Annotated in this window: 15 protein-coding genes; 6 read left to right on the forward strand and 9 right to left on the reverse strand. The window is 66.8% G+C overall.

Translation table 11 applies throughout. From position 1 onward, the window contains the following. Nucleotides 1–3 precede the first annotated feature (3 nt). Nucleotides 4–660 (reverse strand): TetR/AcrR family transcriptional regulator, encoded by a 657-nt coding sequence (locus AB0K11_RS26765; protein WP_364984460.1) that lies wholly within the window; start codon nt 658–660, stop codon nt 4–6. Nucleotides 661–734: 74 nt separating this feature from the next. On the opposite strand from AB0K11_RS26765, the gene AB0K11_RS26770 reads away from it, so the two are divergent. Continuing rightward, nucleotides 735–1259: a VOC family protein gene (locus tag AB0K11_RS26770; protein WP_364984462.1), complete on the forward strand. Its 525-nt coding sequence runs from the start codon at nt 735–737 to the stop codon at nt 1257–1259. Between the two features lie 31 nt (nt 1260–1290). On the opposite strand, the gene AB0K11_RS26775 is transcribed toward AB0K11_RS26770, so the two are convergent. Genes AB0K11_RS26775 through AB0K11_RS26785 form a run of 3 tightly spaced genes read right to left on the reverse strand, consistent with a single transcriptional unit; the run spans nt 1291 to nt 3932 of the window. Then, complete coding sequence (locus AB0K11_RS26775) at nt 1291–2250, reverse strand: TIGR03564 family F420-dependent LLM class oxidoreductase (protein ID WP_364984464.1); 960 nt, start codon at nt 2248–2250, stop codon at nt 1291–1293. A 9-nt stretch (nt 2251–2259) separates the two neighbouring features. Next, the gene (locus tag AB0K11_RS26780; protein ID WP_364984466.1) at nt 2260–3003 is read right to left on the reverse strand and encodes a hypothetical protein; all 744 of its coding nucleotides are present in this window, start codon (nt 3001–3003) and stop codon (nt 2260–2262) included. Further along, on the reverse strand, nt 3000–3932 hold the full coding sequence (locus AB0K11_RS26785; protein WP_364984468.1) for an NAD(P)-dependent oxidoreductase: 933 nt from the start codon (nt 3930–3932) through the stop codon (nt 3000–3002). Before AB0K11_RS26785 ends, AB0K11_RS26780 begins: the two co-directional genes overlap by 4 nt. Before the next feature lie 100 nt (nt 3933–4032). Between AB0K11_RS26785 and AB0K11_RS26790 the strand changes: the two genes are divergently transcribed. After that, nucleotides 4033–4782 carry an alpha/beta hydrolase gene (locus tag AB0K11_RS26790; RefSeq protein WP_364984470.1) on the forward strand — a complete coding sequence of 250 codons (750 nt, stop codon included), beginning with the start codon at nt 4033–4035 and terminating at the stop codon, nt 4780–4782. A gap of 18 nt (nt 4783–4800) precedes the next feature. Here the strand turns inward: AB0K11_RS26790 and AB0K11_RS26795 are convergent, their stop codons facing one another. The 3 genes from AB0K11_RS26795 to AB0K11_RS26805 are packed head-to-tail and all read right to left on the reverse strand — an operon-like array spanning nt 4801 to nt 8492. Continuing rightward, nucleotides 4801–6513: a VWA domain-containing protein gene (locus AB0K11_RS26795; protein WP_364984472.1), complete on the reverse strand. Its 1713-nt coding sequence runs from the start codon at nt 6511–6513 to the stop codon at nt 4801–4803. Continuing rightward, the gene (locus AB0K11_RS26800) at nt 6510–7328 is read right to left on the reverse strand and encodes a CbbQ/NirQ/NorQ/GpvN family protein (RefSeq protein ID WP_364984474.1); all 819 of its coding nucleotides are present in this window, start codon (nt 7326–7328) and stop codon (nt 6510–6512) included. The genes AB0K11_RS26795 and AB0K11_RS26800 overlap by 4 nt, the downstream gene beginning before the upstream one ends. Next, complete coding sequence (locus AB0K11_RS26805) at nt 7329–8492, reverse strand: spirocyclase AveC family protein (RefSeq protein WP_364984476.1); 1164 nt, start codon at nt 8490–8492, stop codon at nt 7329–7331. A gap of 134 nt (nt 8493–8626) precedes the next feature. Between AB0K11_RS26805 and AB0K11_RS26810 the strand changes: the two genes are divergently transcribed. Further along, on the forward strand, nt 8627–9229 hold the full coding sequence (locus tag AB0K11_RS26810) for a helix-turn-helix domain-containing protein (RefSeq protein ID WP_364984478.1): 603 nt from the start codon (nt 8627–8629) through the stop codon (nt 9227–9229). Between the two features lie 4 nt (nt 9230–9233). On the opposite strand, the gene AB0K11_RS26815 is transcribed toward AB0K11_RS26810, so the two are convergent. Next, nucleotides 9234–10400 (reverse strand): spirocyclase AveC family protein, encoded by a 1167-nt coding sequence (locus tag AB0K11_RS26815; protein WP_364984480.1) that lies wholly within the window; start codon nt 10398–10400, stop codon nt 9234–9236. Nucleotides 10401–10504: 104 nt separating this feature from the next. Here AB0K11_RS26815 and AB0K11_RS26820 point away from each other — a divergent pair, with 104 nt between their 5' ends. Beyond that, a complete protein-coding gene (locus AB0K11_RS26820) occupies nt 10505–11107 on the forward strand; it encodes a helix-turn-helix domain-containing protein (protein WP_364984482.1) in 603 nt (200 codons plus the stop codon). A gap of 12 nt (nt 11108–11119) precedes the next feature. Here the strand turns inward: AB0K11_RS26820 and AB0K11_RS26825 are convergent, their stop codons facing one another. Next, nucleotides 11120–12037 (reverse strand): LysR family transcriptional regulator, encoded by a 918-nt coding sequence (locus tag AB0K11_RS26825; protein WP_364984484.1) that lies wholly within the window; start codon nt 12035–12037, stop codon nt 11120–11122. A gap of 139 nt (nt 12038–12176) precedes the next feature. Between AB0K11_RS26825 and AB0K11_RS26830 the strand changes: the two genes are divergently transcribed. Both AB0K11_RS26830 and AB0K11_RS26835 read left to right on the forward strand, forming a co-directional pair. Then, nucleotides 12177–13460 (forward strand): aromatic ring-hydroxylating dioxygenase subunit alpha, encoded by a 1284-nt coding sequence (locus AB0K11_RS26830; protein WP_364984486.1) that lies wholly within the window; start codon nt 12177–12179, stop codon nt 13458–13460. Further along, nucleotides 13457–13780 (forward strand): hypothetical protein, encoded by a 324-nt coding sequence (locus AB0K11_RS26835; RefSeq protein ID WP_364984488.1) that lies wholly within the window; start codon nt 13457–13459, stop codon nt 13778–13780. Before AB0K11_RS26830 ends, AB0K11_RS26835 begins: the two co-directional genes overlap by 4 nt. The last annotated feature ends 3 nt before the right edge of the window (nt 13781–13783 follow it).

A 13783-nucleotide genomic window follows, 5' to 3' on the forward strand; every position in this document is an offset into this window, starting at 1 on the left:
TCGTTATCGGGATTCGGCCCGGTTGTAACCGGTGATCAGTGCCGTGATGTCCGCGCCGACGACGGCGGCGAACGAGCGGTCGCCGAAGGCGCCTGCGGCCCAGTGCCGGGCGCCCTCACTGACAAGGGTGTGGGCCAGGTACGCCAGGTGGGTGACGTCGACGTGGTCCGCCAATGCGCCGTTCTGCTGGGCCTTCTCGAACAGTTCGGTGAACATCCCCGCCTCGTCGGCGACCGGTTCCTCGCCCGCGAGTATCCGGTGCTCGTGGCGATAGCCCTCGAGGATGGCGGCGATGACGAGTTCGGGGGGATTGCGCGCCATCGACTTCTCCAGATCCGCGAGCGCGGCGGCGATCGCCTGGCTCAGCTCGAACGGCTTGTCGATCATCGCGAGCACCGTCCGCCGAGCCGACTGCGTCGACATCACGCCGACTTCGAACAGCACGTCCTCCTTGCGCGGGAAGTAGAAGTAGAACAGCGCCTTGGAGACGCCTGCGGCCCTGCAGATGTCGGCGACCGTGGTCCCGGCGTAGCCGTTGGTGCGCCACAACGCCATTGCCGCCTGCACGAGCATGCGCTTGGTCTCCCGCGACCGGGCCTGTTGCAGCGACGCTCGGCGCTGACCACGGTCAACCGTCGCCCGACCGCTCGCCACCGCCATGAACGCGAATCTAGCAGCATTCTCGCATTACACAAGAGTTGACCGATGACTAACTTCGGACGTACCGTCGACCTGTGCCCGAGTCGCCGTTCGCCGGTCCGGTCCGCCAGTTCGGCTACGTGGTGGACGACTTCGATCGGGCCATGGACGGCTGGCTGGCCGCCGGGGTGGGTCCGTGGTTCGTGCTGCGCGGACTGCCGCAGGCGGGGTTGTACCGCGGTGAGCCGTGTGAGGTGACGCTGTCGATCGGGATGACCAACATCGGCGACATGCAGATCGAGGTGATCCAGCAGGAGGACGATGCGCCGTCGGTCTACTCGGAGTTCCTGGCCTCGGGCCGCCACGGGTTCCATCAATTGGCATGGTGGGTCGACGATGTCGACGCGGCGCTGCACAGCGCCGAGGACCGGGGATGGCCGGTGGTGTGGTCCGGCGGCCAGGACGTCGGTGTCCGGTTCGCCTACGTGGAGCCGCAGGCGGGTCCGGCGGCGATCTACGAGATCACCGAACGCAGCGACGCGATCGTCGGTCTGGACGCGATGATCCGCGCCGCTGTCACCGGCTGGGACGGCACCGATCCGGTACGCAGGCTGAACTGAACGTCGCGCAATACTGGCGGCGGAGGGATGCTCAGGTGAGGTCGGCCGCGAGCGAGGCCACGAATTCCTCGGTGCGACGGCGCGATTCCCGCCGTGCCGCGGCGTCGGCGCCGAGGGGAACCACCCGGGCGGCGAGATCGGTGACACCGGCGTCGCGGTAGCGGCGCAACCGGGCAACCACCGCCGACTCGTCACCGGCCGCCATGGTGTCGCCGACATCCTGTGCGTCGCCGTGCTCGAGCAGGCGGACGTAGTTGGGGGAGAAGTCGGCGTGGCCGAGGACCTCGCTGGCGTACGCGCGGGCGTCGTCCACCTCGCCCGCGGCGCACAGCGCGACCGGGACGCCTGCGACGATCCGGGGCGCGGGGCGGCCCGCGCCGTCGGCCGCGGCGGTGATCCGGGGGGCGATGTGGCTGTCGATCGTGCGCTCGTCGGCCATCCACAGGATCGTGCCGCCGGCCCGCTCGCCGGCCAGGCGCAGCATCACCGGACCCAGCGCGGCGATCAGCATCGGGGTGGCGAAAGTGTCGGTGACGTCGATGGTCCCGTGGACGCGATGGCCGCCGTTCTCCACGTCGACCGCACCGGGACCGGACAACGCGGCACCGAGCACGTCGAGGTACTCGGCCACCTGCCGCGCCGGCCGATCGTAGGACAAGCCGAGCTGTCCGTCGATGATCCAGTGGTGCGACGGCCCGATGCCGAGTGCGAACCGTCCGCCGCACGCCACCTGGGTGGTCAGGGCCTGCTGCGCCATGATCAGTGGGTGCCGGGTCTGGATGGGCACGACCGCCGTGCCGAGTTCGATGCGCTCGGTGACCCGGCCGAGCAGCGCGACCGCTGTCATCGCATCGAGATAGCCGGGCACCTGGGGGAACCAGAACGACGCGAAACCGGCGCTCTCCGCAGCTGTTCCGTCGGCGAGTAGGCCGTCGAGCCGTTCCGCGCGCGGGCGCTCCCGGTCCGAACCGACCATCAGACCGATTCTCATCGCGACTCGCTACGGCACATGGCGATCCCATTCGTGCGGCACGACGGTGTGGAAGGGTGCGACCAGCAGGGGCTCCGCATCACCGTCGGCCCAGCGCTGTTTCAGCGCGGGAGCCAACCGCCCGGCGACCGTCACCGGGTCGTCGTCGGTGAAGCAGTACGTCAGCAGCTGTCCGTCGTCCGCGCTGGCGAGACTCGCGTCCACCCGGTGTGAGGTGGCGGACCAGGTTCCTGCCACCCCGTCGACAATGGTGAGTCCGGTCGGCGTCCGGTCCCCGGTCTCCAGGATGAGAACCACTCCACGAAAGGGCCACCAGGGCAGCACATCGGCGCCCACCTTGATCCGTGCGGCCGCCTGCTTGTCGGTCACGGTGTAGACGCCGCGCTGAACCGGTGGCAGCAGCGCCAGCTTGCGCCCCCCGTCGCCGAGCGCTGTGGAGAGTTCGTTGAACGCCGTGAGGCCGGTCCGGTCGGTGAAGAAATAGGTCATCACGTGATCGATCGCCTCGAAGCGCTCGTCGCCTGCCGGACGCGCCGCGCGGCACTGCGGGGTGGAGACCAACCGCACCGACGCCCGCACACCCGGCAACCGGTGCTGCTCGGGCCGGTGGTCGAGGGTGTGCCAGCGCAGGTACTCGGCGTCGCGGCCGTCCGGGTGGCGGCGCGCCATCGAGACGAACAGGGTGCCGATGTCGCCCCGTCCGGCGGCGAGTACGCCGTCCAGTTGATCCGACGGTGTTCCCGGCAGTGTCACTGCGCGCCTCCAGCGGTGGGGGGATGAGACTCGGCGAGTGCGAGCTCGGGGTGTCGCGCCGCGACCATGCGCCGGAAGCCCTCGCGCCATGGCACTTTCGTCCGGCCGAGAATCTGGTGCATGCGCGTCACATCGGGCCACAGCGGCGTGTGCGCGTCGGCACGGTAGTCGAACACCGGCTCGACACCGACCAGCGACCCGAGGTAGGCGCAGTAGTCCTCGACGCTGACGGTCTCACTGCCCGCCCAGTTCACCACCACCGGCGGCGTGCCTGCGACCTCCATCGCGCGGATGCCGAACTCGACGTAATCGTCCTCGTAGATGGGGTTGTAGTTGTTCGGACGGTCCGGATGCAAGCGAATCGTCTTGCCGGCCAGCATCATCTCCAGCCGATCGGCGGGTGCCCCACCTTCGGGCCCGTACGTCGAGCAGATTCGGATGATCGTGAGTGGGATGTCGAACCGCTTCGCGATCCAGGTGCAGACCGATTCGGCGGCGACCTTGGAGAAGCTGTAGTTCGCACGCAGCGGAACCCCCGGCGGGTCGTCCTCCCGCAGCGGCCGCCGTCCCTGGTAGCCGTAGATGGAACCGGTCGAGCAGAACACGAAGCCCTTGACGCCGCGGCAGTGGTGCAGCAGATCGCCGGAGTGCTGGGCGTTCGTGGTGAGGCAGCCGGCCCAGTCGTCGGTGCCGGTGTCGACGGCGGCGTGGAACACGTAGGTGAAATCGTCGGGCAGCGCGGAGAAGTCGCCGGTGCTCATGTCGAGCGCCAGGGGAGTGATCCCGGCGACGGACAGCTTCTCCCGGTCCGCGGGGTCCCGCAGGCGGGCGGCGCCCCACACCTCGTTGCGTCCGGCCAGGGCACGGGCGATCGGGAAGGCGATCTTGCCGGTGGCGCCGGTGACGAGGATCTTCTCCGAGTCGAGCATTCCTTCAGTCTTAGCGCACCTCGACCAAAATGTTAAGTACTTGATACGTTGCGGTGGTGCAGCTGTGTGGGGCGCGCTTCGGCCATGGGAGGATCGTGACGTGACGGTGGTTCTGGTGCACGGCAATCCGGAGACCGACGCCGTCTGGGGTCCGCTCGTCGCCGCGCTCGGGCGTACGGATGTGGTGCGGTTGTCGCCGCCGGGATTCGGCGCTCCCCTCCCGGACGGGTTCTCGGCGACCTACCTCGCCTACCGTGACTGGCTCGTCGAGGAGCTGGAGCGGATGGACCAACCCGTCGACCTGGTCGGACACGACTGGGGTGGAGGCCACGTCGTCAACGCCGTGATGCATCGGCCCGAGCTCGTGCGCAGCTGGGCGAGTGACGTCGTCGGCTTGTTCGATCCCGACTACGTGTGGCACGACATGGCGCAGGGGTTCCAGACGCCGGGGGATGGCGAGCAGTTGGTCGCGATGATGCAGGACGGATCGGTGGAGGACCGGGCGCAGCAGCTGGCCGCGTTCGGCGTTCCGCACGACGTGGCGACGTCGTTCGCCCGAGCGCAGGGCCCGGAGATGGGCCGGGCCATCCTGGCGGTCTACCGGTCCGCGCGCCAGCCGGTGCTGGCCGACGCCGGGAAGGCACTGGAGAACGCCGCGGCCCGGCCGGGACTGTCGCTGCTGGCCACCGAGGACCCCTTCGTCGGCACCGAGGAGATGCGGCGCCGGGCGGCCGACCGGGCCGGCGCCCGCACCGAGGTGCTCGACGGCTTGGGCCACTGGTGGATGGTGCAGGATCCCGCCGCGGGCGCCGCGGCCCTCACCCGGTTCTGGGACTCGCTCGACGGGTGACCGTCCGGGCGCCGGTCCTCACACCCTCGCTGGTTTCGGAGCGGCGAGCTCTGCGAGTGCGGACATGAACAGTTCGTCCATCTGCGGGCTGAGTTCGGCCAGGACCGGCGCGCTGGCGTAGCTGGCGGAGCCGAAGACGCGTTCGAGCACATCGGTTCCCGTGGACGCGCCGATGGAAAGGCACAGACACGCAATGCCTTCGGTGCGCAGCTCCTCGAGGGCCTTGCTCGCGTCGGCTTCCGCGTAACGACCTTCGTAACCGTCGTCGTAGGGAAAGCCGTCCGAGAGCACCAGCAGCAGCCGGTTCGGCGTGCCCGCGTTGTTCTTGAGTACCTCTCCCGCGCCGCGGATCCCGGCGCCGAGACGGGTGTAGCTCGCCGGCTCCAGCTGGTTGAGCCGGGCCCGTCCGACGGCGCCGAAATTCTGGTCGAACGTCTTGATGGCCGGCAGGTGCACGGCGTGGCGGCCCTGGGATCGGAACGCGTAGACGGCCACGCGGTCACCGAGTTCCTCCAGTGTCACGGCCAGCGTGGCGGCCGCCCGTCGCTGGTGGTCGTGCACGGCGAGGCCGTCCGCGTCGGCGTCGACGGCGGACCCCGACGCGTCGATCAGGATGAGCACACCGAGATTGCGGGCGAGTTTGCGGCGCTCCAGGTAGACGTGTTCGGCTCCGGAGAAGCCCGACTGCAGGTCGACGAACAGGTCGATGAGAGCCTCGATGTCGAGGTCGTCACCGTCGGCGCGGCCGCGCAGGACCTTGGGGCCGAGCCCGACCCGGGCCAGGCGGCGCCGCAGTACGTCGTCGTGCGCGACCCCGGCATCGGAGACGTCGGCGGTGACGGTCAGTGGGAAGTCGATCACCCGGCACCAGTCGGGCTTGTACCGGTCGTTGAAGACGTCCCACTCCGGATACAGGGCGCCGCCGACGCCCACCGCGGCGCCAGGTTTGCCGTCGTCGGTGAACTGGATCCGGGTGGGCAGGGGTCGGGCGTTCGCCCCGATCTCGTGCACCCGACGGGTGGAGCGGACCGTCATCTCCGCTCCCGCGGCGCCCTCGCCGGGGGAGCGTGATCCGCCGAACATCTTGCGCATGTAGTCCGACATGGACTGGTTGTTGAAGATCGGGCTCTCGAAGAGCTTGAGGATCTTGCTGTCCCCGGCCTTGCCCCCGTCCTCGTCCTCGTCTTCGTCGCCCTCCTCCGATTCGGGCATGTCGATGGGATCGAACGTCAGCTGGATGTCTTTGTTGGTGGCCTGACCACCGGGTCCGGCGGGCACGGCGAGCAACCGGGAGGGTTTGATGGCGCCGAACCACTCCGGTGGGTCGGCGACCTCGGCACGGCTCCTGGCCACCTGGAGTGACTCATCGGAGGTCGCGGTGCTCGGTTGCCCCGAACTCAGGAGCGCGGGATCGAGTGGGATCCGTTGCGCCAGTTCGGCAATGGCGCGTCGACCTTCGAGCGCCAGGTAGCGACGAGCGAGGGTGGCGCGGGCACGCAGCCCCTTCACCAATCGTGGATCGAGGCTGCCCGCGCTGAGAAGCGCTGCCTGAAGCAGCATCTCGCGGCGCTGCTCCTCGACCGAACCCCCGGCCGAGACGAAGATGAACTGGCCGTTGGTGTGCGCGGGCTGGCCGGCGGGCGCCTCTGTGACGTCGACGGACCGCCCCGCGATGTAGGTCGCGAGGAAGCGGAACCGGTCCGGGCTCTCCGGACCCGGGGCATCGGTCACGTCGGGGGCAGGACCGTGTTGACGAGTTCGTCGAGGGCCCGGATGACATCGGCATCGTCGGAGAGCACCTGCACGACAGCCGCGTGGACGGCACTGCGCAGGTTCAGCCCTTCGGCGGCAAGGCCGCCGGCGAGGATCAACATGCGGGTGGACGACACTTCGCGCAACGGTGATCCGTCCAGATTCCGGATGGCGTACGCGAGTTTGACCAAAGCACGCGCGGTTTCGACGTCGATGCCGGCTTCGTAGGCGACCACCTCGGTCTCGACCTCGGGGGAGGGGTAGCCCAGCTCGATGGCGATGAAGCGCTGACGCGTCGACTCCTTGAGGTTCTTCAGCACGCTCTGGTAGCCGGGGTTGTAGGAGATCACCAACTGGAATCCGGGCGCCGCCTGCAGGGTGGTGCCGAGGCGGTCGACGGGAAGCTCACGGCGGTGATCGGCGAGCGGATGAATCACCACCGTGGTGTCCTGGCGGGCCTCCACCACCTCGTCCAGGTAGAAGATGGCGCCCTCGCGCACGGCGCGGGTCAACGGGCCGTCCACCCAGACCGTCTCCCCGCCCTTCAGCAGGAACCGGCCCACCAGGTCCGCCGAGGTCATGTCCTCGTGACCGGCGACGGTGATCAATTCCCGACCCAGCTGGTGGGCCATCGCTTCCACGAATCGCGTCTTCCCGCAGCCGGTGGGGCCTTTCAGCAGCACCGGCAACCCACGGCGGGCGGCCGCGCGGAAGACCTCCACCTCGTCGCCGACCGCGCGATAGAACGGCGCGTTCGGCACCGGGGCGATCACCGCAGAAGTACTGTTGCGCATCTACTCTCCTCGCTCGATCGGAACGTTCGTGGGCAGCTTGACGCCGTCGGGCAGGACGAGCTCACCGTCGTGGTTGATGTAGCCGGAATTCGTCAGCGGCATGGGTAGCGCCGGGTCGGGGCACGGCCGGTCGGTGTCCTCACCGCAGATGCCCATCAGGAAGTACGAACGCTTCAGGATGTCGGCCGGCCACGGGTCCTGGTGCATGGCGAAGAACTGCGCCGGGATGTTGTAGAAGACGAAGAAGAATGCGCTGCAGGCGGCGAAGATCGCCAGGAACCGGGTGAGCTGCTGCCTGACGAAACCGCCTCGCACCTGGTCGAGTCCACGCTCGACGAAGGTCCGGCCACGGTCGTCGGTGAAGTAGCGCATGCAGCACAGGCCGGCCTGCACGCCGCCCCACATGAGCCCCTCGTAGAGCGGCCACTGGTAGTAGGTGCCGGCGTTGACCGACAGCGCCTGGATGGCGCCCGGGTAGGTGAACAGGCCCATCGGCATCAGGAACAGGCCCTCGATGACGAAGTCGAAGAAGAACGTCCAGGCGATCACCACACCGATCAGGCCGAAGGTGTTGATGTTGGGGAATCGCCTCTTGGCCAGCCGCATCACCGCGCAGCCCAGCATCGTGCACAGCAGGACGAAGAAGTAACCCGGGGCGTTCATCAGGACCGGCTCTGCCATCATGGCGCCCGGCTCGCCGTACGACACCCATCCCGGAATGTCCTGGACCCAGGAGCCCATGTTCCACATCCAGGTGTTGTACGTGCTCCAGGTGCTGAAGTAATTGAGCAGCGGATCCTGGAACCACAGCAGGCCGCAGGAGACGAACAGCATGCCGTCGAGGGTGATTCGCCGCTCCCTGCGCCACGGCCGGATGAGGAACCACCAGATGGCGACCGGTAGGCCGACGACGATCACGGCTGTCCAGGTGAACAGGATCGCCTTCATGAACGTCGGCGGATCGGTCGGGCCCGCGGGCACCCGCTCGAAGTTGGGCCCGCTGATCCAGCGGATCCACACATAGAGCTGGAAGGCGAGGATCACCCCGCCGACTGCGGCCCACACCCGTACCGGCGTGATCTTCTTCTGTGGCTGCGCACCGAGTGCCGCTTCGCTGAGCGATTCGGTGAGAACGGGTTTCCTCTTGCTGGACAGATCGCTCACGACACCGTCTCCTCCGCACTTGTCGATCCCATGGACCCCACAGCTCCCCTCCGAAGTGGCCGATGCGTCGAAAATATACCAGCGAGTATCTCAATGACCAAGGGTTCGAAAAAATTCTGTGGAAGAATTGCCGGATGGTCGAGCCGATGACGCGCGAGCGACGCCTCGAGCGCACGCGCTCGCTGCTGCTGGATGCCGCGGAGCAGGTGTTCGCCGAAAGAGGTTTCATTCCGGCGACTCTCGATGACATCGCCAAGGCGGCCGGCTACTCCAAGGGTGCGATCTACAAGTACTTCGCCACCAAGGAGGAGCTGTTCCTGGCCGCGAGCGACCGGTACTGGCGGCGGTACTTCGACAACTTCGCCGAGATCATGTCGTCCTCGGACCACATCGGGGCACGTGAGCTCGAAGACATCGGCGAGCGGTGGCGCCAGTTGAGCCGTGATCGCGGCGCCGAGCATGCGGCATTGGGCGTCGAGTTCAACCTGTACCTGCTGCGCAATCCCGAGGCGCGGGAACGCGTGGCCGCCAAGCGATCAGAGGTCGTCGACCAGCTCGCCCGCTACATCGTGGAGGGTATCGAGAGTCTCGGTGCGACGCTGTTGATCCCGGCGACGACGTTCGCCCACATCATCATCGCCACCACCGACGCGGTCGAGCTGGGCAGCCACCTCGACGACATCGACCTCTATCAGCCGATCGTCGAGATGTACGTCTCCGCCGTCAAGATGCCCTGAGGCGTCATCTGCCCGACTGGACGGGAACGACGGGTGGCACCTCGACGCCCTCGGGGAGTACCAGCTGTCCGTCATGGTTGATGTAGCCGGAGTGCTTGGTGGTCACCGGTAGGTCAGGATTCGGGCACGGGCGGTCGGTCCCGTCGCCGCAGATGCCGGGGTTGAAGTACGAGCGCTTCTGCACGTCTTCCGGCCACGCGTCGCCGTGCATGCCCAGCCATGTCGCCGGAACGTTGTAGAACAGGAAGAAGCAGGCGCTGACACCGCCGAAGATCGCCAGGAAGCGAACGAACTGTTGCTTGACGGCTCCGCCGCGGATGCTGTCCAGACCGCGCTCCACCAGCGTGCGTCCCCGGTCATCGGTGAAGAAGCGCAGGCAGCACAGTGCCGCCTGGACGCCACCCCACATCAAGCCCTCGTAGATCGGCCATTGGTAATAGGTACCGGCGTTGAACGAAAGGGATTGGATGGCACCGGGGTAGGAGTAGAAGCCGATCGGCAGCATGACCAAGGCCTCCATGACGAAGTCGAAGACGAAGGCGATCGCATAGGTGACCAGCACCAGCCTCAGATTGCTGATCTCCGGCCAACGGTTCTTGATCTTGCGCATCAGCCAACATCCGACGATGGTGATCAGCAGCACGCCGTACATGTAGCCCGGGATGTTGGTCAGCAGGGGCTCTGGCACGGTATGGCCCGGTTCCTCGTGCGCCACCCAGCCCGGAATGTGCGGCGCCCAGGATCCCCGGTTCCACAGCCAGGCGTTGTACGTGCACCATGGGCTGTAGTAGTTGAGCATCGGATCCTGGAACATCATCAGGCCCATCGACACCAGCAGCATTCCGTCGAGCGTGACCCGCCTCTCCCGCACCCAGGGCCTGATGAGGAAGAACCAGAGTGCGGCAGGCAGTCCGATCCACAGCACGACGGCGTTGGCGATCAGCGGGATCTGCATGTACATCGGCGGCTCGCTCGGACCTCCCGCCACCGGCTCGAAGAAGGGTCCGGTGACCCACCGGACGAACACATAGAGCGTGTACGCCAGGAACACGGTGCCGACCGTCGCCCAGATCTTGATGGCGTTCGACGAGCGCGGAGTCTCCGCGGCAGAGCCGAGGGCGCCGCTCAACGACTGAGTGACAACGGATTTCCTGTTCGACGAATCGCTCACGAGCGCCTCCTGAAACGTGCGTCCGATGCGCACACGCCCGGAAATATACCAACTGGTATCTCATTGTCCAATGGGTTTCTCAGATCCTGTGGCAGAATTCCCCCATGGTGGAGCGGTGGACGCGCGAGAGGCGCCTCGAGCACACGCGTTCCCTGCTGCTGGACGCAGCCGAAGATGTCTTCGCCGAAAAAGGTTTCACGCCAGCGACTCTCGATGACATCGCGCACGCGGCCGGCTACACCAAGGGGGCGATCTACAAGCACTTCGCCACCAAGGAGGAGCTGTTCCTGGCGGTGAGTGACCGGTACTGGCGTCGCTACTTCGACAACTTCGCCGAGGTGATGTCGACGGCGGGACAGATCGGCGAGCGGGAGATCGACGAGATCGCACGGCGGTGGCGCCAGCTCAGCCTCGATCGCGGTGCCGAGCACGCCGCGCTCGGACACGAGTTCACGCTCTATCTGACGCGCAATCCGGACGCGCGGGACCGCGTCGCGGACAAGCGGTCAGAAGTCGTCGACGCGCTCGCGAGGTTCATCGTCGAGGGCATCGACCGGCTCGGTGGGACGCTGCTGATCTCGCCGTCGACCTTTGCGCAGGTGCTCGTCGCGACCAGCGACTCGGTGGTGCTGGGGAGTCAGCTCGACGACGTCGACCTCTATCGGCCGATCGTCGAGATGTACATGTCGGCGATCAAGCTGCCCTGACGATCCGACCCCTCAGGCGCGGGCGGTGTTCTCGACGATGATCTCGCGGGCGGTGTCGTAGAAGGCGCTGATCAACGTCGAGAAGGACAGCTCGAAAGGGTAGATCATGTGCACCGCCAGCGGGTCGGGCCGCCACTCGGGCAGGACGGGCACGATGGTGCCCTCACGCAGTTCGGTCGTGCAGATGATCTGGGTGGGCATGGCGCCCACGCCGAGCCCCTCGAGGATGTACTGCTTGCACACCTGGAAGTTGTTGGCCCGCGCCCGCACCTGCGGGGCCACCTCGCATCGCGTGTCGTCCCTGCTGACCGTCAGCTTGCGTGCGCCGCAGAAACCGAAGTCGATGAACGGCAAGCCGTCCAGGTGTGCCGGCGTGGTGAGCGGTGCGGTCAGCTGCGCCACGAAGCCCGCCGAGGCGCAGAGGAACAGGTCGAGGTCGAACACTTTTCGTGCGATCAACGTCGAGTCCTGAAGCGGCCCGGTGCCGAACACGACGTCGAATCCGTCCTTGACGGGGTCGACCATGTTGTCCACGAGCCGGATGTCCAGCCGGGTGTGCGGATAACGCCGCAGGAATGTGGCGCCGACGCGGGACGCGTAATCGGTGCCGACGAACACCGGAATGGCGACCCGCAGCTCGCCCTGTGGCTCGTGCCTGCTGCCCTCGACCAGTGCGCGGACGCCGTTGGCCTCGGTCAGGATGCTGACCGCGTGACCGTAGATCTGTTCGCCGAGGTCGGTGACCGTGAGTTGATGCGTGTTCTTGCGCAACAGCTTGATCCCGAGATCGGCCTCCAGCTTCGCCAGCTTGCGGCTCACCGTGGACTTGGGCATCCCCAGCAGCGCCGCGGCTTTCGACAGACTGCGGGCCTCCACGACTTTCCCGAACACCAGCAGGGCGCCGAGGTCGAAGGACAGGTGCTGTTCCATCCGGGCTCCTGACGAAGGCGTGTCGTCCCAAATATGCAACAGCATGTTGCGGTTTCGCACCTGTTTCACCGATGTGCACGGCGGTAGCTTCGGCACATCGTCACGCGCCCGGCGATCCCTTTCGTGGCAGGAGGATCACGTGAGCTCCGAAGCCCTGGTGAGCAAACCCGAGAGCGGTCACTGGACGGACGCATACCCGAGTCTGGGTCGCGGTCCGGTATCCCTCGAGGACTGCGTGTCCGAGGAGTTCTACGAGAAGGAACGCGAACACGTCTTCCGGAAGACGTGGCTGTACATGGGACGTGTCGAGCAGGTGCCGCGCCCGGGGTGCTACTTCACCCGCGAGCTCACGTTCCTCAACACCTCGATCATCGTCGTGCGGGGCAAGGACGGCGTGATCCGCGCCATGCACAACATCTGCCCGCACCGCGGCAACAAGATGCTGTGGGAGGACGACCCGTTCCAGGAGGTGAGCGGACGGGCGCCACTGCTGTACTGCCGCTTCCACGGTTGGCGCTACCACCTCGACGGGTCACTGCATTCGGCCACCCGCCAGGATCTGCTGCTGGACTTCGATGCCGACAGCTGCCGCGTACCCGCCATCCAGTGCGAGGTGTGGGAGGGCTTCGTCTTCGTCAACCTCGACCGGCACAACACCGAGCCGCTGCGTTCGTTCCTCGGCGAGCTCGCACACGGCATCGAGGGGTATCCGTTCGACGGGCCGCACCAGGTCTACCGGTTCAAGGCCGAACTGCAGTGCAACTGGAAGATATTCGTGGACGGCTTCGCCGAGAGCTACCACGGCCCGTACCTGCACGCCTCGTCCTTCGGCAGCGTCACCGCAGAGGCCAGGGAAGCGCTCAATAAGCCGAATCCGTTCACCGACGCCCTGGCCTACCGCCTGGCCGATCCGCACCGGATGTACTCGTTCTCCGGGGAGCCGTCCCGGCGGACGCCGTACTCGAAGCCGATCGAATGTGTGATGGAGGCCAGCGCGGCCGGCCCCTGGACCAAGCGCGCCGAGCGCGGACCCCTTCCGCCTGGGATGAATCCGACCCGCTCGGAGAAATACGGCTTCGACTCGTTCCAGTTCTTCCCGAACTTCGTGCTGATCTTCGGGGCGTCCGGCTTCACCGTGCACACCCACTGGCCGACCGGGCCGCACTCGCACATCTTCGAGACCGAGATGTTCTACCAGCCACCGAGAACACACAAGGAACGGCTGGGTCAGGAACTCACGGTGACCTACCTCAACGACATCATCCTGGAGGACGCCAGCCCGTCGGAAGGACTGCAGGCGATGCTGAACAGCGGTGCGCTGACGCACTTCACCATGAACGACGAGGAGATCCTGCTGCGACACCTGCACAAGATGGTCGGCGACCACGTCGAGGCGGGCGAACGCGCGAAGGCGGGCCGATGACCACCGCACTGCCCGAGGGCTTCTCGCATCTCGAGCACCTGGTCGCGGACTGGGCGATCGAGGACGGCCACCAGCGTTACGTCAAGCGGGTGAACACGTCGATGGACGAGATACGCGCCTTCTACGATCAGGTCTTCCCGGTTGCCGAGGACGCGGTGGCCTACGTCGACAAGTTCGACTACGCCGAGCCGCTCCCGGACGACGTCGCGAACCTGCGGAACCTGTTGTACTCGTTGATCACCGTCTCCCTGGCGGTGGAGCTGTGGAACCAGCCGCGGGTGAAGCACTCGGCCACCACGATCCTGACGAGGTCGAGTTGAGTG

It is taken from the genome of Mycobacterium sp. NPDC050551, from assembly GCF_040674075.1.
Lineage (GTDB): Bacteria > Actinomycetota > Actinomycetes > Mycobacteriales > Mycobacteriaceae > Mycobacterium.

What these genes read in the sequence shown, in the direction of transcription:
- AB0K11_RS26765 (WP_364984460.1), bottom strand. Translation starts at nt 660, where the DNA reads ATGGCGGTGGCGAGCGGTCGGGCGACGGTTGACCGTGGTCAGCGCCGA.
- AB0K11_RS26775 (WP_364984464.1), bottom strand. Translation starts at nt 2,250, where the DNA reads ATGAGAATCGGTCTGATGGTCGGTTCGGACCGGGAGCGCCCGCGCGCG.
- AB0K11_RS26785 (WP_364984468.1), bottom strand. Translation starts at nt 3,932, where the DNA reads ATGCTCGACTCGGAGAAGATCCTCGTCACCGGCGCCACCGGCAAGATC.
- AB0K11_RS26800 (WP_364984474.1), bottom strand. Translation starts at nt 7,328, where the DNA reads ATGCGCAACAGTACTTCTGCGGTGATCGCCCCGGTGCCGAACGCGCCG.
- AB0K11_RS26810 (WP_364984478.1), top strand. Translation starts at nt 8,627, where the DNA reads ATGGTCGAGCCGATGACGCGCGAGCGACGCCTCGAGCGCACGCGCTCG.
- AB0K11_RS26820 (WP_364984482.1), top strand. Translation starts at nt 10,505, where the DNA reads ATGGTGGAGCGGTGGACGCGCGAGAGGCGCCTCGAGCACACGCGTTCC.
- AB0K11_RS26825 (WP_364984484.1), bottom strand. Translation starts at nt 12,037, where the DNA reads ATGGAACAGCACCTGTCCTTCGACCTCGGCGCCCTGCTGGTGTTCGGG.
- AB0K11_RS26835 (WP_364984488.1), top strand. Translation starts at nt 13,457, where the DNA reads ATGACCACCGCACTGCCCGAGGGCTTCTCGCATCTCGAGCACCTGGTC.